Origin of the sequence: Caballeronia insecticola (genome assembly GCF_000402035.1) — a bacterium.
Taxonomy (GTDB): Bacteria; Pseudomonadota; Gammaproteobacteria; order Burkholderiales; family Burkholderiaceae; genus Caballeronia; species Caballeronia insecticola.
Genome location: NC_021287.1, coordinates 2,062,148 through 2,080,688, shown reverse-complemented (window position 1 = coordinate 2,080,688; position 18,541 = coordinate 2,062,148). Strand labels below are relative to the sequence as shown.

General features: G+C 64.7%; 18 protein-coding genes. 13 read left to right on the top strand and 5 right to left on the bottom strand.

The window, feature by feature from the left end; all coding sequences use genetic code 11:
- Positions 1–12: 12 nt before the first annotated feature.
- From mobA to BRPE64_RS09605, 3 genes are all read right to left on the bottom strand, one after another.
- Entirely contained in the window at positions 13–567 is a 555-nt protein-coding gene (gene mobA / locus BRPE64_RS09615; protein WP_232519217.1) for a molybdenum cofactor guanylyltransferase MobA, read from the bottom strand.
- 91 nt (positions 568–658) lie between these two features.
- The gene (gene moaA / locus BRPE64_RS09610) at positions 659–1,765 is read right to left on the bottom strand and encodes a GTP 3',8-cyclase MoaA (RefSeq protein WP_016345896.1); all 1,107 of its coding nucleotides are present in this window, start codon (positions 1,763–1,765) and stop codon (positions 659–661) included.
- 227 nt (positions 1,766–1,992) lie between these two features.
- A complete protein-coding gene (locus BRPE64_RS09605) occupies positions 1,993–5,352 on the bottom strand; it encodes an Rne/Rng family ribonuclease (RefSeq protein ID WP_016345895.1) in 3,360 nt (1,119 codons plus the stop codon).
- Positions 5,353–6,237: 885 nt separating this feature from the next.
- Here BRPE64_RS09605 and rluC point away from each other — a divergent pair.
- Genes rluC through BRPE64_RS09585 form a run of 4 tightly spaced genes read left to right on the top strand, consistent with a single transcriptional unit; the run spans position 6,238 to position 9,296 of the window.
- A complete protein-coding gene (gene rluC, locus BRPE64_RS09600) occupies positions 6,238–7,236 on the top strand; it encodes a 23S rRNA pseudouridine(955/2504/2580) synthase RluC (protein ID WP_016345893.1) in 999 nt (332 codons plus the stop codon).
- Positions 7,237–7,896 (top strand): HAD-IA family hydrolase, encoded by a 660-nt coding sequence (locus tag BRPE64_RS09595; RefSeq protein WP_016345892.1) that lies wholly within the window; start codon positions 7,237–7,239, stop codon positions 7,894–7,896.
- The gene (locus BRPE64_RS09590; RefSeq protein WP_016345891.1) at positions 7,893–8,291 is read left to right on the top strand and encodes a Rieske (2Fe-2S) protein; all 399 of its coding nucleotides are present in this window, start codon (positions 7,893–7,895) and stop codon (positions 8,289–8,291) included. The genes BRPE64_RS09595 and BRPE64_RS09590 overlap by 4 nt, the downstream gene beginning before the upstream one ends.
- A gap of 39 nt (positions 8,292–8,330) precedes the next feature.
- Complete coding sequence (locus tag BRPE64_RS09585) at positions 8,331–9,296, top strand: S49 family peptidase (protein ID WP_016345890.1); 966 nt, start codon at positions 8,331–8,333, stop codon at positions 9,294–9,296.
- Between the two features lie 16 nt (positions 9,297–9,312).
- Here the strand turns inward: BRPE64_RS09585 and BRPE64_RS09580 are convergent, their stop codons facing one another.
- Complete coding sequence (locus tag BRPE64_RS09580; protein WP_016345889.1) at positions 9,313–10,032, bottom strand: SAM-dependent methyltransferase; 720 nt, start codon at positions 10,030–10,032, stop codon at positions 9,313–9,315.
- Entirely contained in the window at positions 10,029–10,646 is a 618-nt protein-coding gene (locus BRPE64_RS09575; protein ID WP_016345888.1) for a Maf-like protein, read from the bottom strand. The genes BRPE64_RS09580 and BRPE64_RS09575 overlap by 4 nt, the downstream gene beginning before the upstream one ends.
- Before the next feature lie 283 nt (positions 10,647–10,929).
- Here BRPE64_RS09575 and BRPE64_RS09570 point away from each other — a divergent pair, with 283 nt between their 5' ends.
- From BRPE64_RS09570 to BRPE64_RS09530, 9 genes are all read left to right on the top strand, one after another.
- On the top strand, positions 10,930–11,550 hold the full coding sequence (locus BRPE64_RS09570; RefSeq protein ID WP_044041464.1) for a DUF177 domain-containing protein: 621 nt from the start codon (positions 10,930–10,932) through the stop codon (positions 11,548–11,550).
- A gap of 217 nt (positions 11,551–11,767) precedes the next feature.
- A complete protein-coding gene (gene rpmF, locus BRPE64_RS09565) occupies positions 11,768–11,947 on the top strand; it encodes a 50S ribosomal protein L32 (protein WP_016345886.1) in 180 nt (59 codons plus the stop codon).
- A 138-nt stretch (positions 11,948–12,085) separates the two neighbouring features.
- On the top strand, positions 12,086–13,255 hold the full coding sequence (gene plsX, locus BRPE64_RS09560) for a phosphate acyltransferase PlsX (RefSeq protein WP_016345885.1): 1,170 nt from the start codon (positions 12,086–12,088) through the stop codon (positions 13,253–13,255).
- Positions 13,255–14,244: a beta-ketoacyl-ACP synthase III gene (locus tag BRPE64_RS09555; RefSeq protein WP_016345884.1), complete on the top strand. Its 990-nt coding sequence runs from the start codon at positions 13,255–13,257 to the stop codon at positions 14,242–14,244. The genes plsX and BRPE64_RS09555 overlap by 1 nt, the downstream gene beginning before the upstream one ends.
- A 131-nt stretch (positions 14,245–14,375) precedes the next feature.
- A complete protein-coding gene (fabD, locus tag BRPE64_RS09550) occupies positions 14,376–15,308 on the top strand; it encodes an ACP S-malonyltransferase (protein WP_016345883.1) in 933 nt (310 codons plus the stop codon).
- A 10-nt stretch (positions 15,309–15,318) separates the two neighbouring features.
- Positions 15,319–16,059, top strand: a complete 741-nt coding sequence (gene fabG, locus BRPE64_RS09545; protein ID WP_016345882.1) for a 3-oxoacyl-ACP reductase FabG — start codon at positions 15,319–15,321, stop codon at positions 16,057–16,059.
- Between the two features lie 239 nt (positions 16,060–16,298).
- On the top strand, positions 16,299–16,538 hold the full coding sequence (gene acpP, locus BRPE64_RS09540; RefSeq protein ID WP_004197638.1) for an acyl carrier protein: 240 nt from the start codon (positions 16,299–16,301) through the stop codon (positions 16,536–16,538).
- A 157-nt stretch (positions 16,539–16,695) separates the two neighbouring features.
- Positions 16,696–17,934, top strand: a complete 1,239-nt coding sequence (gene fabF, locus BRPE64_RS09535) for a beta-ketoacyl-ACP synthase II (RefSeq protein WP_016345881.1) — start codon at positions 16,696–16,698, stop codon at positions 17,932–17,934.
- A gap of 31 nt (positions 17,935–17,965) precedes the next feature.
- Positions 17,966–18,469, top strand: coding sequence for a protein YgfX (locus tag BRPE64_RS09530; RefSeq protein ID WP_332443193.1), 504 nt, complete (start codon positions 17,966–17,968; stop codon positions 18,467–18,469).
- Positions 18,470–18,541: the final 72 nt, after the last annotated feature.

The window sequence follows — 18,541 nt, the reverse complement described above, 5'->3', positions numbered from 1 at the left end:
GAACGCGCTGGTCTAGCGGCGTTCCAAATCGGCCAGCTGTTGCAAATCGTTGATATTGTAAAACGCGCGTACATCGTGAAATTGCACTTCCGCCGCCGTGTGGCGCGCGTACCACGCGCGAACCTTGCGCTCGCCGGCGTCCAGCCAGGCGTCGAGGTCATCGGCGAGCGATGCGCGCACGAGCGCGAATACCGGATGCACGAGCACTTCGCCGGATGCTTCGACGGTGGCCGCATACGCGATGTCGACGTGCTTGTCGTCCAGTGCGCGCATCAACGCGGCGCCGAGATGCTCGTCGACGAAAGGGGCATCGCAGGGGGCGACCAGCACGAACTCGGTGGTCGCGGCGCGCAGGCCGGCGACGATGCCGGCGAGCGGCCCGGGATAATCCGCGCGCGAATCCACGACGACGCGGCCGCCGAATGCCGCGCTCAGACGCTCATAGTCTTGAATCGAACGATTGGCGCTGATCAGCATGGCGGCCGCCTGAGGCGCGAGACGCCGCATCGCGTGCAGCGCGAGCGGCTCGCCGCGGAACGAGTGCATGCCTTTGTCGACGCCGCCCATGCGCGAGCCGCGCCCGCCCGCGAGCAGAAGCGCCGTGATGTCAGACGTCAAGTGAGTGGTAGAAGCGGTCTGCACGCGCGAGCCGCTTGCGTCAGCCGCCGATGTACGACATCTCGACGCGGGGCCCGTCCTCACGCGCCTGCGCCGATGCGCTGCCGCGCAACTGCGAATAGCGGTCGCCGCGCGCTTCCCAGATGCGGGCGAGGGCGGTCGCGACATCGTCGTCGCTGGCGCCGGCGCGGATCAGGCTGCGCAGATCGTGCCCGGCCACCGCGAAGAGACACAGATAGAGCTTGCCTTCCGTCGACAGGCGCGCGCGCGTGCACGAACCGCAAAACGCGCGCGTGACGCTCGAAATCACGCCGATTTCGCCGCCGCCGTCGCGATAGCCCCAGCGCTGCGCCGTCTCGGCGGCCGTGTGCGCTTCGAGCGGCGCGAGCGGGAAATGCGCGTCGATGTGCTCCACCACTTGCGCCGACGGCAGCACTTCGCTCATGTTCCAGCCGTTCGACGCGCCGACGTCCATATATTCGATGAAGCGCAGAATCGCGCCGCTGCCTTTGAAGTGGCGCGCCATCGGCACGATTTCCTGGTCGTTCGTGCCGCGCTTGACGACCATGTTCACCTTGAGCGGCGCAAGTCCGACAGCCTGCGCGGCGTCGATTCCTTCGAGCACGTCGCCGACGGCGAAATCGGCGTCGTTCATACGGCGAAAGAGCGCATCGTCCAGCGCGTCCAGACTGACCGTGACGCGCGACAGACCGGCGTCCTTGAGCGCCCGTGCCTTGCGCGCGAGCAGCGAGCCGTTGGTGGTGAGCGTGACATCGAGCGGCCGGCCCGCGGGCGTGCGCAAGAGTGCGAGCCGCTCGATCAGATATTCGATGTTTTTGCGCAACAGCGGCTCGCCGCCGGTCAGGCGAATTTTCTCCACGCCATGCGCGACGAACACGCGTGCAAGCCGCTCGATTTCCTCGAATGAGAGCAGGGCGGCGTGCGGCAAAAACTGATAGTCCTTGTCGAACACTTCACGCGGCATGCAGTACACGCAGCGGAAATTGCAACGATCCGTCACCGAGATGCGCAAATCGCGCAGCGGGCGCGCGAGCGTATCCACGAGCGTTCCGGACGGCAACGACGCCGCGCCGGAGAAATCCGGAATCGCGCTGATGTCGGCCACGGGAATGATGCGTCGGGACATATTGACTCGCAGAGACTGGGCCGCTCGGGCCTCGTTCGAATAATTTGACGACGGGTTCATTTTAGCGGAACCGGGCGATCGGAGGCGCGGGGCCGCGTCGATGCGTCGTCCCGGTTTTCCCGCATTTGCGTATGAAAGCGCGCAAAAAAAACGCCATCGACGTAAGTCGATGGCGTTTTCTAAGCCTCAGCCGTTCACGGACCGGAGTCCGTGCCGGTGCGACGCGCTCAGTGGATGCTCTTGCCTGTTTCCACTTGCTGCATCGGCGTCAAGTCGGCCGGCGGGAGCGACTTGCGCTCGCGCGGCACGCGTGCCGGTGCCGCTTCGCGCGCTGCGGCAACGTTGGCCTCGCGCAGCTTGGTCTCGTCCGTGTTCACCCAGACGAGGCCGGCGCGCTCGAGCATCGGCTGAAGCGGTTCGACGGCGATCGGCGTGGCGGTCGCGGGCGCCGACGGCGCTACAGCGGCCGCCTTCACCGGTTCCGCAACAACTGCTGCGGGCGCTTGCGTGGCGACGCTTTCGACCTGCTTCACCGGTTCGACGATGCTTGCCTCGGGCGTCGATGCGAGCGCGGCGGTCTTCACCGGCTCGGCGGCTTCGGCCGCTTCGACAGATGCGGCAACCGCTTCGCGCTCGGCCGGAACGCGGGCAGCTTCGACCGGCTCGGACGCCTGCACCGGCTTCGCGGCTTCCGTCACGACGGGCGCGAACGGATCGCTCACCTTCGTTTCGGTCTTCGGCGACGGACCGAACGGATTCTCGATCGCGGGCGCCGGAACCGGCTTGGCGAAGAGATCCGGCGTCGCGGTTTCGGGCGATTGCGCCTTCAGTTCGAACGGCTCGGCTTCGACGGCCTTGGCAACCGGTGCTTCTTCGGCTGCGGCGGGCGCCGGTTCCGGCGTACGGACTTCGGTCGGTTGAGCTGCGGCAGCGACAAATTGCTCGGAAGCAACTTGCTCGACCCGCTCCTCGACCACCTGCGGCGCGGCCGGACGCGTTTCGCGACGCGCCCCTGCTTCCTGCGCGGCTTCCGCATCGAACACGCCGGCTTGCGCCGACATGCTTTCCGCTGCACCTTCCGCTTCGGCGACATCGGCGGCGTGATTCACCGTCATGCCATCCTCTTCGCGCTCGCGGCGGCCACCACGACGGCCACGACGGCGACGGCGGCGTTCTTCGCCTTCACGCGCGGCGGCGGCAGCCTGCTCGGCGTTGGCCGCATCGGTGCCTGCTTGCTGCGTGACGTCGAAGTCGACTTGCGTCGTTTCGACGATTTCCGATGCCACGGTTTCACCCTGCGTCAGCGCCTCGACGGCAGTCTCCGATTGCGGCTTGCGACGTTCGCCGCGCTCGCCTCGCTCGGTCCGTTCCGCTCGTTCAGCACGTTCAGCACGTTCCGGACGCTCGCCGCGTTCGGCACGCTCGCCGCGCTCGGGACGCTCACGGCGCTCCGGCCGGTCGCCCGCTTCCGGACGCGCAGCGCGTTCTGCGTTGCGCTCGCGGGTTTCACGCGGTTCACGCGGCTCGCGGGCCTCGCGCGGTTCACGAGCTTCACGCGGTTCGCGGGGCTCGCGGACTTCGCGCAGCTCGCGGCCTTCACGTCCCTCGCGACCTTCACGTCCTTCCCGGCCGCCACGCGCTTCGCGATCTTCGCGACGCGCGCCCTGACGACCCGCGCCGCTGCCGCTGGCCGTGGTGCCTGCCGCTGCTGCCGCGCCGTCGCGTCCGGCGCCGCCGCTGCGGCGGTTACGGTTGCGGTCGCCGCCACCGGCACCGGTGCGTTCGCCGCGTTCACGCTGCGTGCGCGTTGCCGGTTGCGCCTCGACGGGAGCAGGGGCCGGTTTGGCTTCGGGCTGAATGCCGAACAGATTCTTGATCCACGCGATGAACCCGCCGCTCGCGGCCACCGGCGCCGGAGCAACCGGAGTCGCGACAGGCGCGGGCTTGACCGGCGCGCTCGGCGCGGGCTTCTCGGGCGTAATGCCCTTGACCGCGGCTTCCTGCTTCGGCTTCACTTCCTCGGCGCGCTTGCTGTAGCCGGTTTCCGATTCCAGCTCGCTCGCCGCTTCGACGGCCATCTTCCACGACGCGCGCGGCTCGTCGAGGCGTGCATCGTCGTGACGCAGGCGCTCGAGCTTGTAATGCGGCGTCTCCAGATGCTTGTTCGGAATCAGGACGACGTTGACCTTGAAGCGCGACTCGATCTTGTTGATTTCCGAGCGCTTTTCGTTCAGCAGGAAGGCCGTGACTTCGACCGGCACCTGGCAGTGGATCGCCGCGGTGTTTTCCTTCATCGCTTCTTCCTGAATGATCCGCAGCACTTGCAGCGCGGACGATTCGGTATCGCGAATATGGCCCGTGCCGTTACAGCGCGGGCAGGTCACGTGGCTGCCTTCGGAGAGCGCCGGACGCAGCCGCTGACGCGACAGTTCCATCAAACCGAAGCGCGAAATCTTGCCCATTTGTACGCGCGCACGGTCGTGCTTGAGCGCATCTTTCAGGCGTTGTTCGACTTCGCGCTGGCTCTTGGCCGATTCCATGTCGATGAAATCGATCACGATCAGGCCGCCCAGATCGCGCAGACGCAACTGGCGCGCGACTTCATCGGCGGCTTCGAGGTTGGTGCGCGTGGCGGTTTCCTCGATATCCGCGCCCTTGGTCGCGCGCGCCGAGTTTACGTCGATGGCGACGAGCGCCTCGGTGTGATCGATCACGATCGCGCCGCCGGACGGCAGCGGCACCGTGCGCGAGTACGCCGTTTCGATCTGATGCTCGATCTGGAAGCGCGAGAAGAGGGGCACGTCGTCGTGATAGCGCTTCACCTTTTGCAGGTTGTCGGGCATCACGATATCCATGAAGGCGCGTGCCTGATCATGGATTTCGGTCGTGTCGATGAGAATTTCGCCGATATCCGGCTGGAAATAGTCGCGAATCGCGCGGATGACGAGGCTCGATTCGAGATAGATCAGCATCGGCTGGCCGCCGACGCCGTTCTGCGACGCGGCTTCGATCGCGCGCCACAGTTGCATCAGGTAGTTCAGGTCCCACTGGAGTTCTTCGGCCGAACGGCCGATGCCCGCCGTGCGCGCGATGATGCTCATGCCTTCCGGCAATTCGAGCTGCGCCATGGTTTCGCGCAGTTCCTGCCGCTCGTCGCCTTCGATCCGGCGCGACACGCCGCCGCCGCGCGGGTTGTTCGGCATCAGGACGAGATAGCGTCCGGCCAGCGAAATGAACGTGGTGAGGGCCGCGCCCTTGTTGCCGCGCTCTTCCTTTTCGACCTGAACGATCAGTTCCTGGCCTTCGCGCAGCGCGTCCTGAATGCGCGCGGAGCGCATCTCGACGCCGTCGCGGAAATACTGGCGGGCCACTTCCTTGAACGGCAGAAAGCCGTGGCGGTCCTCGCCGTAGTTCACGAAGCAGGCTTCGAGCGACGGCTCGATGCGGGTGATGACTCCCTTGTAAATGTTGCCCTTGCGCTGTTCGCGCCCGGCGGTTTCGATGTCGATGTCGATGAGCTTCTGCCCATCGACGATGGCGACGCGCAGTTCTTCTTGCTGCGTCGCGTTAAACAGCATGCGTTTCATGAAACGGCTCCAGAGCGGCTGCGCTTTCCCTCGTCAGGCGAATCGGCGTCGGTGACCGGATACGTCACGCGCGCGAAGCGGGAAGGTGGCGTGCCACGCTTTTTGTGTGTTGTCACAAAGCACGCTGGAGCAGGACTTCTGGCGGGAGAATTGCCGAAAGCAGGCTGCGGCGGCCGCAGGGGCTGCCGCGCCGTGGGGCGCATGCGAAGCAACGGCGAGGCGCCGGGGAGCCGCGCGGCGCGTGGCGAGGATGGACGGCGGCGCAGCGGCCCCGGCGTCTCGAAATAGACGCGCCGAACCGACCCGCGCTCTTGCAACAGAGCCTGTTTCCTCCCAACGGTGGCCGAAAAAAGAGCGGTCTCGCGCAAACCGGCGCGATGCTTCGTAACCGATCCTCATGGCGGCCATGCCGCGCCGGCGCCGCCGCGGGCTGGATTGCTCCCGTCGGCTGGCGGCCAGGTGTCTCGCCTCTTTGCGGCGTGGTCGCGCTTCGCCGGAATCAGCGCAGCAGCGACTTTCGCCGTTAGTTGTTCGCAAAACCGGCGAGCCGCGATTTGCCTGATTCTCCCGCGCGCTGGCAGGGACAATCCGGGCTGGCAGCCGGCTTTTTCGCCGGGCGCCATCGCTTCTCGCCGATAAAATTCTTTTTGACCAAAAATCCGTTACCGACCGGCGATCGACTCGACCGAACGCGCCTGTGGGCTCCGTCCTTGCCGGTGATATCGCCGTGCGTGCAACTCGTTGCTCGATTTTCCGGGTGAGCAACCGGACCTGGGCGCAAGTAAAATAATGGTTTATCGCCTGCACCTGTACAGTCTGATAAATCACGGCCAAGCTTGATCCGAAGCTTCGACCTTTTCAGACTGCTCGCAAATTATATTCAGAATGAATGAGTTAGGCAAAACATCCCATAAACAGGTCGCGAGCGAACAAGTATCGATGATTGAAGTCGATGAAACCGCCGCTGGCCAGCGCATCGACAATTTTCTACTGCGCGTCTGCAAAGGCGTGCCCAAAAGTCATATTTACCGGATTCTGCGCAGCGGCGAAGTGCGCGTGAACAAGGGCCGCATCGACGCCGCGTATCGGCTCGTGCAGGGCGATCTCGTGCGCGTGCCGCCGATCCGCACCGCGCAACATGACGAAGCGCCGGTGTCGTCGAACGCGCCGGCCGCCGAATTTCCGATTCTCTTCGAAGACGACCACCTGATCGTCATCGACAAGCCGTCGGGTGTCGCGGTGCACGGCGGCAGCGGCGTGGCGTTCGGCGTGATCGAACAATTGCGCAATGCGCGGCCGCACGCGAAATTCCTCGAACTGGTGCATCGGCTCGATCGGGAGACGTCGGGCGTGCTGATGCTCGCGAAAAAGCGCGCCGCGCTCGTCAATCTGCACGAACAGATTCGCGAAAACCGCATCGACAAGCGTTATTACGCCGTCGGCTATGGCGACTGGCAGAGCGACTGGGGCCGCCGGCGCGTCGTGAAGGCGCCGTTGCATAAATATGTGGCGGGGGACGGCGAGCGGCGCGTGCGCATCCAGGAAAACGGGCTGCCGTCGCATACGGTGTTCAATCTGATCGAGCGCTGGGACGACTACGCGTGGGTCGAGGCGGAGCTCAAAACCGGCCGCACGCACCAGATTCGCGTGCACATGGCGAGCATCGGCCTGCCGATCGCCGGCGACGCCAAATACGGCGATTTCTCGCTGAACAAGGATCTGGCGCGTCCGAGCGCGAAACCGTCGCTCAAACGCATGTTCCTGCATGCGTACCGGCTCAAGATCACGCATCCGGCCACCGGCGAGCCGTTGCAACTCGAAGCGCCGTTGCCCGTCGAATGCAAGCGGTTCATCGAGCAACTCAAAAATCGAGAGACAGAATAAATGGCGCGGAAGCAATTCGATCTGATCGTTTTCGACTGGGACGGCACGCTGATGGATTCGACCGTGCACATCACGCGCAGCATCCAGGCCTCGTGCCGCGACCTCGGGCTGCCGGTTCCGGCGGACGAATCCGCGAGCTACGTGATCGGCCTGGGGTTGAAGGACGCGCTGCAAATCTGCGCGCCGACGCTCGATCCGTCCGATTACCCGCGCCTGGCCGAACGCTACCGTTTCCATTTCCTGACGATGGGCCAGCAGACCGAATTGTTCGCCGGCGTGCGCGAACTGCTGCAGGAACTGCGCGACGAGGGCTATTTTCTCGCGGTGGCGACGGGCAAGAGCCGCGTCGGGCTCAATCGCGCGCTGGATCAGTCGCGTCTGACGAGCGTATTCGACGGCACGCGCTGCGCCGACGAAACATTCTCGAAGCCGCATCCCGCGATGCTCCACGAACTCACGCGCGAACTCGGTCAGGATCTGGCGCGCACGGTGATGATCGGCGACACGACCCACGACCTGCAGATGGCGATCAACGCCGGCGCGGCGGGCGTGGGCGTGGGCTACGGCGCGCATCCGGCGGATTCGCTCGCGGTGCTCAAGCCGCAGTTTTGCGCGGACAGCGTCGCATCGCTCGCCGGCTGGCTGCGGGAGCACGCATGAGCGAGCCCGCGGCGATGCCCGAGCGCGACGCGGTGCGCGTGTGCGCGGCCGATGAACTGATCGACGGCGGGGCGGGCATCCGCATGGCGGCAACCGATGCGAGCGGCGACGCAGTCGTGTTCTTCGTGCGCTACGACGGCCAGCCGCGCGGCTACCTGAACCGCTGCGCGCACGTGCCGATGGAACTCGACTGGGTCGAGGGCCAGTTCTTCGAAAGCTCGGGCCTATACTTGATGTGCGCGACGCACGGGGCGATCTACGAGCCTGACACCGGCAAATGCGTGGGCGGCCCGTGCCGCGGCGCGCGCTTGCGGGCGGTGACGGTCGAGGAGCGCGACACGCCTGACGGCCGCGCGGTCTTCTGGCTGCCCGATGACGCGCTGCGCCCCGCCTGATTTCTCTCGGCCTGATTCTTCTCAACTACCAGACCACGCATGTCCGACAACCTTCCGCCCACGCGCGGCAATGAAAACTGGGAGCGCGAGGCGCTCGAACGCATCGCGCTGGCCGCTATCCGCGAACAGCGCGCCGCGCGTCGCTGGCGCATTTTCTTCCGCTTCGTGTTCCTCGCGGTGATCGCGCTGATCGCGTGGGGCGTGTTCGATTTCACCGGCGATCGCGTTGCGAAGGCGGGCAAGCACACGGCGCTCGTCGACTTGCAAGGCGAAATCTCCGCGAACGGCGACGCGAGCGCCGACAACATCGACGGCGCGTTGCAGAGCGCGTTCGAAGATGAAAACACTGCGGGCGTGATCCTGCGCATCAACAGTCCGGGCGGCAGTCCGGTGCAGGCGGGCATCATCAACGGCGAAATCCGGCGGCTGCGCGCGAAATATCCGAAGACGCCGTTGTACGTTGTCGTCGACGATATGTGTGCGTCGGGCGGTTATTACGTTGCGGCGGCGGCGGACAAGATCTACGTCAACAAGGCGAGCATCGTCGGCTCGATCGGCGTGCTGATGGACGGTTTCGGCTTCACCGGCCTGATGGACAAGCTCGGCGTCCAGCGTCGCATGCACACGTCGGGTTCGAACAAGGGCGCGTTCGATCCGTTCTCGCCCGAAACGCCGCAAATGGTCGCGCACGCGCAGGACATGCTCGATCAGATCCACACGCAGTTCATCGATGCCGTGAAGCAGGGACGCGGAAAACGCCTCAAAGACGATCCGGACCTGTTCTCCGGCGCGTTCTGGACGGGCGCCAAAAGCGTTGAACTCGGTCTCGCCGACGATTTCGGCGACGCAACCTATGTCGCGCGCGAGATCATCAAGCAGCCGGAAATCGTCGATTACACGCAGAAGGAAAGCATCAGCGAGCGCGTGGTGCGGCGTTTCGGTGCGTCCGTGGGCGATGCCGCCATGCGCGCGCTCACGCTCGGCGGCAAGCCTCAACTGCGCTGAATCGGTCGCGGAACAACTACGACGCGAGCAGCAGAAAAATGGCCGGACGCTTGTGCAACTCAGGCGCGGCCTTTTTCTTCCAGTCCGCCGCCGTCCGCGTGACGATGGTTTCGCCCGGCAGCGTCAGATCGACGGCGACGCAAATCAACGTCGACGGTGCGCAGGTCGCGACGAGCGTGTCGAGCATCGCGCGGTTGCGATAGGGCGTCTCGATGAAAATCTGCGTCTGATTGGCTTTGCGCGACAGTTGCTCCAGTTCGCGCAGCCGCTTGCCGCGCTCGGCGGCATCGACGGGCAGATAGCCGTTGAAGGCAAAGCTCTGGCCGTTCATGCCCGACGCCATCAGCGCGAGCAAAATCGAACTCGGCCCGACGAACGGCACCACTTTCACGCCGCGTTCGTGCGCCCGCCGCACGAGCAGGGCGCCCGGATCCGCGACGGCAGGGCAGCCCGCTTCCGACACAAGACCGGCATCGGCGCCGGCGAGAATCGGCGCGAGCAGCTTCTCGATCTCGCCCGGCGGTGTGTTGACGTTGAGCTCGCGCACCTCGATTTCCTGAATCGGCCGCTCCGTGCCCACTTTCTTCAGGAAGGCGCGCGTCGTCTTCGCGTTCTCGCCGATGTAATAGCCGAGCGCGGCCGCCTGCGCGCGCACCGGTTCGGGCAGAACTTGCGCGAGTGCATCGGCGTCGCCGTCGCCGAGCGTGTTCGGAATCAGATACAGAACGCCGCTCATGCTGCCCCCAGAATCGGAAAACCGGCTTTTTCGAGCATGCCGGAGAGCGCGATCAGCGGCAGGCCGATGAGCGCCGTGGGATCGTCGGCTTCGATCGCCTCCAGAAGCGCGATGCCGAGGCCTTCGGATTTCGCGCTGCCGGCGCAGTCGTAGGGCGTTTCCGCGCGCAAATAAAACTCGATCTGCGCGTCCGAATAGTTGCGAAAACGCACGCGGGTGACGATATCGGCGGATTGCACGGTGTCCGTGCGGTTGTCGAACAGGCACAGCGCGCTGTGAAAGTCGACGCTGCGCCCGCGCATCGCCTGCAATTGCGCGATGGCGTTTTCGTGCGTGCCGGGCTTGCCGATCTGCCGGCCGTCGAAGGTCGCGACCTGATCCGAACCGATGACGAGCAATGGCGCGCTGTCCGCGATGCGCGCCGCTGCGGCCCGCGCCTTGGCGATCGACAGCCGCACGGCCGTCGCTTCGGGCGTTTCGCTGGCGAGCGGCGTTTCGTCGATAGCGGGCGTGACGACGTCGAACGGTACGCGCAGGCGTTCGAGCAATTCGCGTCGATAGGGTGAACTGGACGCCAGAATCAGGCGCGGCGGCGGGTTGGGAGCCTCGGACATAAAGCGATTTCAGCAGGAAATGGATGAAAAAACGACGGTACGCGGACGCGCCCTTAAGTATTTGACTCGAAAGAATAAAGCCGATATGATTTTGGGCTTTTCATCGGTACGTGCGTCGGCGGACATATGACCTTAGTTTGGTCCATAACGTTGATCTTGTATCGGGATCAACACCGATGAACCCGGCGAAAGCCGCGCCGGGTGTGGCGTTCAGGCAGCATCGCGGTGCATACTGAGCGCTCACCGGAAGCACTAACCCAGCAAGGCCCGAGCAGGAGCGCACATGACTCAGAATCCTGGCAAACCTGTGAGCCCCGCCGATCTGCGCGCGCTCGACATTTACGAATTCGCCAAGAGTGGCAGGCAGGCAGCCGGCGCGCTGCGCGTCTCGCAGATGCCGCGCATGTTAGCCGAAGTGCCGTCGGAAGCGCCAGACCGCGACACCGTGTTCACCTGGCAGGCCGAGGGCTCGACCCAGCCGGAACTGCAGGACGATGGCACGGAGGCGCCGCAGCCGTATCTGCGCCTCGCGGTGCACGGCTCGGTGTGGCTCATCTGCCAGCGCTGCCTGGCAGTGTATTCGCAGCATCTCGATGTCGACGCGACCTACCGGATCGTGGCGACCGAGGCAGAAGCGGACGAATTTCCGCTCGACGACGATGAAGTCGAAGTGATCGTAGGCTCACGCCAGTTCGATCTCGTCGACTTGATCGAAGAGGAGTTGTTGTTGTCCTTGCCGCTCGTGCCCAAGCACAACGTGTGTCCCGAGGCGCACGAAAGCCTGCTTCAGGGCAGCGCGGACGACGAGCCGGACGAAGCCGGTGCCCAGGATGAGGCAGCCAAGCCGAATCCGTTTGCCGTGCTGGGGAAGCTCAAACAGGGCGGCTCCGACCAGAAGCACTGAGCGGCACGCGCCGGGCAAGTACCGGGCAAGCAGCACCGAGAAGGTTGTGTAGCACGTGATTTTCCGCTTCAGGCGGTGGGCCGAAAGGCTCGAAAAATTCTTCCGCTCGCGCGGGGATAGACCTTGTAGCGCGATGCGCGCACCCGATGGCCGAACGGCCGAGGGCTGTCGGCGGGTCGGGCTGTGTTAGAATTCGCAAAATTTTTCTGGAGTAATCATGGCAGTTCAGCAAAACAAGAAGTCGCCGTCGAAGCGCGGCATGCACCGTTCCCACGACTTCCTCGGCGCAGCGCCGCTGGCCGTCGAACCGAGCACGGGTGAAGTGCATCTGCGTCACCACGTAAGCCCGAACGGCTACTATCGTGGCAAGAAAGTCATCAAGACGAAGAACGACTAAGCGTTCCTCGACGCCCGGTGCGCCCGCTGAAACCGTTTTGCGGGCTCGCAGGCGCAACTCGCTCTTGACACTTTCCCGGTACGACGAGAAGGCGGCATTTCACTGCCGCTTTTTTGTGCCCGAAATTCGTCGCGTTCCATGACTGTAAAGATCACCATCGACTGCATGGGGGGCGACCACGGTCCGGCCGTGACCGTTCCCGCTGCCGTCAATTTCGTGCGCTCGCATCCCGACGCGCATCTGATGCTCGTCGGCATCGAGCAGGCCATCCGCGCCCAGCTCAAGAAGGCGAAAGCCACCGACGAGCCTCGCCTGACGGTCGTGCCCGCGAGCGAAGTCGTCGCGATGGACGACCCGGTTGAAGTTGCGCTGCGCAAAAAGAAAGATTCGTCGATGCGCGTGGCGCTCAACCTCGTGAAGGAAGGCGAGGCGCAGACCTGCATTTCCGCCGGCAACACCGGCGCGCTCATGGCGGTGTCCCGCTATGTGCTGAAGACGCTCGCCGGCATCGAACGCCCGGCCATCGCGTTCGCCATGCCGAGCCAGAAGGGCTATACCACCGTGCTCGATCTCGGCGCCAATGTCGATTGCGAACCCGAGCATCTGCTGCAGTTCGCCGAGATGGGCCACGCGCTCGTATCGGCGATCGAAGGCCGCGAGCGGCCCACCATCGGCCTGCTCAATATCGGCGAAGAAGTCATCAAGGGCAACGAAACGATCAAACGCGCGGGCGAACTCCTGCGCGCGAGCACGCTCAATTTCTACGGCAACGTGGAAGGCAACGACATCTACAAGGGCACGACGGATGTCGTCGTGTGCGACGGTTTCGTCGGCAATGTCGCGCTCAAGACCTCCGAAGGTCTCGCGAAAATGCTCGCCGACATCATCAAGGAAGAGTTCAGCCGTTCGCTCGCCTCCAAGCTGATGGCGCTCGTTGCGCTTCCTGTTTTAAAGCGTTTCAAGAAACGCGTCGATCCCGCGCAATATAACGGCGCAGCCTTGCTGGGCTTGCGTGGGCTCGTCATCAAGAGTCACGGTTCGGCCGAGGCCTTCGGGTTTGAGTGGGCTATCAAACGCGGGTATGATGCCGTCAAAAATGGCGTGCTCGAGCGCCTGGTGCGCGCGATGGAAGAGAATGCGCCTTCCGCGCGCAAACCCGATGCCACGGCGCCCGCGCCCGATGCATCGGCGGCTACGAACAGCGAAAGCACGCCAGGCACCGTTGCGGACAATCAAGCGGCTCCGCAGCCAAACTCACCGCCGACCCCGCCGGACGCGTCCGGTACTGCGCTACATTCGAAGGCATAATGGCTCAAACCAATCTTTACTCTCGCGTGCTGGGCACCGGCAGCTACCTGCCTGACGAGCGCGTCACGAATCAGGAATTGGCAGACCGTCTCGCGAAGCAGGGCGTCGAGACGAGCGACGAATGGATCGTCGCCCGCACCGGCATTCACGCGCGCCACTTCGCGGCGGCCAATCAGACCACGAGCGATCTCGCGCTCGTCGCATCGCAACGGGCGATCGAGGCCGCGGGCATCGATCCGCAATCGATCGATCTCATCATCGTCGCGACTTCCACGCCGGACTTCGTGTTCCCGAGCACGGCCTGCCTGCTGCAGAACAAGCTCGGCATCAAGAACAACGGCGCCGCGTTCGACGTGCAGGCGGTGTGCTCCGGTTTCGCATACGGCATCGCCACGGCGGACAGTTTCATTCGCAGCGGCATGAACCGCACGGCGCTCGTCATCGGCGCGGAAACCTTCTCGCGCATCCTCGATTTCAAGGACCGCACGACCTGCGTGCTGTTCGGCGACGGCGCGGGCGCAGTCATCCTGCAGGCCTCGGAAGAACCGGGCGTGCTGTCGAGCGCGCTGCACGCGGACGGCAGCCATTCGGATATCTTGTGCACGCCGGGCAATGTGAACGGCGGCGTGATCGAAGGCAGCGCGTTTCTGCACATGGACGGCCAGGCCGTCTTCAAGCTGGCGGTCAACGTGCTGGAAAAGGTCGCGCTCGAAGCGCTCGACAAGGCGCGGCTCACGCCGGACGACATCGACTGGCTGATCCCCCATCAGGCCAATATCCGCATCATGCAGAGCACGGCGCGCAAGCTGCATTTGCCGGCCGAGCGCATGGTCGTGACGGTGGGCGAGCACGGCAATACGTCGGCGGCGTCGATTCCGCTTGCGCTCGACGTCGCGGTGCGCGACGGCCGCATCAAGCGCGGCGACCATCTGCTGATCGAAGGTGTGGGCGGCGGCTTCACGTGGGGCGCGTCGGTCATCCGCTACTGATCGTTTATCGATTCCCTCTACTCATTCGCAACTGATCCCGTCGCCGCGCCGCTCGCCGCGCGCCGTCTGAGCGCGCGCCACGCGTGCAGTCTGCGGCGACATCGCGGATCATTCCAGTCAACGAGGACGATATGAAATTTGCGTTCGTTTTCCCCGGACAGGGCTCGCAGTCGATCGGCATGCTCAACGCATTCGCCGATCACGCCATCGTGCGCGAGACCGTCCAGCAAGCCTCCGACGCGCTCGGCCAGGATCTCGGCAAGCTGATCGCCGAAGGCCCCGCGGAAGAGCTGAACCTGACCACGAACACGCAGCCCGTCATGCTGACGGCCGCTTACGCGATCTACCGCGTGTGGGAACAGGAAACCGGTCTTGCGCCCGCGATCGTCGCGGGTCACAGCCTCGGCGAATACACGGCCCTCGTCGCGGCGGGCGCGCTGGCGTTCGCGGACGCCGTGCCGCTCGTGCGTTTTCGCGCGCAGGCAATGCAAACGGCCGTGCCGGTGGGTGAAGGCGGCATGGCCGCGATCCTCGGTCTCGACGACGACACCGTGCGCGCGGTCTGCGCGGAAGCATCGTCGGCGGGGGTCGTCGAGGCGGTGAATTTCAACGCGCCCGCGCAAGTCGTGATCGCCGGCGCGAAGGCCGCCGTCGAAAAGGCGTGCGAAGTGGCCAAGGCGCGCGGCGCCAAGCGCGCATTGCCGCTGCCGGTGTCGGCGCCGTTCCATTCGTCGCTGCTCAAGCCGGCGTCGGACAAGCTGCGCGACTATCTCGCAAAGGTCGAGATCCACGCGCCGAAAATTCCGCTGATCAATAACGTCGATGTCGCCGTCGTCTCCGATCCGGCCGCGATCAAGGACGCGCTCGTGCGTCAGGCCGCCGGTCCGGTGCGCTGGGTCGAATGCGTGCAGGCGATGGCGAAAGACGGCGTCACGCACGTCATCGAGTGCGGTCCGGGCAAGGTGCTCGCGGGACTGACCAAGCGCATCGACGGCAATCTCGTCGGCGGTTCGATCTTCGATCCGGCCTCGCTCGAAGAAACGCGCAAACTGATCGCCGGTTGAGGAGCCACCCATGAATCTGGAAAATCAAGTAGCCATCGTCACGGGCGCATCGCGCGGAATCGGGCGCGCGATCGCGCTGGAGCTCGCGAAGCAGGGCGCAACCGTCATCGGCACGGCGACCAGCGAAAGCGGCGCGGCCGGCATCACCGAAGCGCTTCAGGCGGTCAGCGGCAAGAGCCGCGGCGCGGTCCTGAACGTGAACGACGCGGCCGCGGCCGACGCGTTCATCGAGGCGACGGTAAAGGAGTTCGGCGGCCTGAACGTGCTCGTGAACAACGCGGGCATCACGAAAGACCAGCTCGCCATGCGCATGAAGGACGACGAATTCGACGCCGTCATCGACACCAACCTGCGCGCGGTATTCCGCCTGTCGCGGGCCGTGCTGCGCCCGATGATGAAGGCGCGCGGCGGGCGCATCATCAACATCACGTCGGTGGTGGGCAGCTCGGGCAATCCCGGCCAGGCGAACTACGCGGCGGCGAAGGCCGGCGTGGCGGGCATGACGCGCGCGCTCGCACGCGAGATCGGCAGCCGCGGCATTACGGTGAACTGCATCGCGCCGGGCTTCATCGACACGGACATGACCAAGGTTCTGCCGGAAGAGCAGCGCACCGCGCTCACTGCACAGATACCACTTGGCCGACTGGGCGCGCCCGAGGATATCGCGCATGCTGTGGCGTTCCTTGCATCGCCGTTTGCCGGTTACATCACCGGCACGACGCTGCACGTGAACGGCGGCATGTACATGTAATAGGCATTTCGCCGATTTTCGCTTAATATCCGCGCCGGACGGGCGCGCAAAATGCTCGCGAAGCATGGCGCACCGCTCCCGAGCGCGGCAGTAAGGAATCGATGCAACGCCCCGGCAGCCCTCTTGATGAAGCGCACCGGACAGCGGAGCATGGAACTGACGCGCCGTATTTTGCGGGTCCAAACCTGATAAAATGCGCGCACTCGTATTTTCGAACTTTTTTTCCCTCGGAGGGCTGCATGGACAACATCGAACAGCGCGTGAAGAAGATCGTCGCCGAACAACTGGGCGTGGCGGAAGCCGAAATCAAGAACGAAGCGTCGTTCGTGAACGATCTGGGCGCTGACTCGCTCGATACGGTCGAACTCGTGATGGCGCTGGAAGACGAATTCGGCATGGAAATTCCCGATGAAGAGGCCGAAAAGATCACCACGGTTCAGCAAGCGATCGACTACGCTCGCGCGAACGTCAAGGCGTAAGGCCGGACGCGCCAGCGGCTCATCGCTCCCAGAGTTCGATGTTCGTCGCTGCTGAAACCGTGTTGCTGACCGATATCACAGCCACAGGGCACACAGGGCGGTTTCCTGTGGCCGCTGTGGCTTTTGTTTTTCGTCATTCTATGGATAAGGGGTTACCGTGAGCCGTCGTCGAGTTGTTGTTACAGGCCTTGGGCTCGTTTCGCCTGTCGGCAATACCGTTGCCGACGGCTGGGCGAATCTGGTCGCGGGCAAGTCGGGCATCGCCAATATCACGAAGTTCGACGCCACCAATTTCTCCACGCGTTTCGCGGGTGAAGTGAAGGGCTTCAACATCGAGGAGTACATGCCCGCGAAAGAAGCGCGCCATATGGATACGTTCATCCATTACGGCTTCGCGGCGGGCGTGCAGGCCATGCAGGACAGCGGCCTGGAAATCACCGAGGACAACGCGGAGCGCGTGGGCGTCGTGGTGGGCTCGGGCATCGGCGGGCTGCCGATGATCGAAATCACGCAAACGGAACTGCTCAATCGCGGCCCGCGCCGCATCTCGCCGTTCTTCGTGCCGGCCTCGATCATCAACATGATCTCGGGCCATTTGTCGATTCGCTTCGGCTTCAAGGGTCCGAACCTCTCGATGGTGACGGCCTGTACGACCGGCCTGCATTGCATCGGCGAGGCGTCGCGTCTGATCGAATACGGCGACGCGGACGTGATGATCGCGGGCGGCGCGGAAGCGACCGTTTCGCCGCTCGGCATCGGCGGTTTCGCGGCGGCGCGTGCGCTGTCGCAACGCAACGACGACCCGGCGACGGCAAGCCGTCCCTGGGACACGGACCGTGACGGTTTCGTGCTCGGCGAAGGCGCGGGCGTGATGGTGCTCGAAGAGTACGAGCATGCGAAGAAGCGCGGCGCGAAGATCTACGCCGAAGTGCTCGGCTACGGCATGAGCGGCGACGCTTACCACATGACCGCACCGCCCGAAGACGGCGACGGCGGCCGCCGCGCCATGGTCAACGCGATGAAGAACGCCCGCGTCAACGCCGACGAAGTGAACTACGTCAACGCGCACGGCACCTCGACGCCGCTCGGCGATATCGCGGAGACCATCGGTATCACGCGCGCGCTCGGCGATCACGCGAAGAAGGTCGTTGTGAACTCCACGAAGTCGATGACCGGCCACCTTCTGGGCGGCGCGGGCGGCCTCGAGTCGGTGTTCACCGTGCTGGCGATCCACAATCAGGTGTCGCCGCCGACCATCAACATCTTCAACCAGGATCCGAAGTGCAACCTGGACTACTGCGCGAACACGGCGCGGGAAATGAAGATCGACGTCGCGGTGAAGAACTCGTTCGGCTTCGGCGGCACGAACGGCTCGCTCGTCTTCAAGCGTCACTGAGCACGGCGCGCTCGTCATCACGGGGAACGACATGGCGGGCGCGTATGTGAGTCGGTCTGTAAATCGGTCTGTAAATCGATCTGTGAATCGGCCGCAGCGGGAAACCGGCTCGACACCGGGCGTCCCGCTGCGGCCGTCGCGTTTCTTGGCCAGCGCGCTGATCGGCTTCACGGGCGTGGCGGGCGCATCGGTGTTCCAGTGCGTGTTCGCGCACACGGAGCACGCCGGGCACGCAACGCTCGCCTGTGCCGCGACGCTGGCGGCGCTCGGGCTCGCGTCGTATCGCTGGCTGCGTGCGCAGCCGTCGGCAATCACCCTGCATGCAGACGGCCTCACGCTCTGGAGTCGCTCCGGCGAGGCGCGGCATGCGCGTGTCGCCGGTTACGCGCAATGGAGCGGGCGGCTGCTCGCACTGACGCTCGCCGGTGCGCGCGGACGGCGTGAAATGCTGCTGGTCCCGGCCGATGCCGTGGACGCCGACACCTTCCGCCAATTGTCCGTTCAGGCCCGTCGCGCGGCCGCCTCGCACCTGTAACGACTGTAACGGCTCATGAGCGTTCCAGTGACCTTACAGGCGAGAACGCTACAATAGCCGTCCGCGCAACTC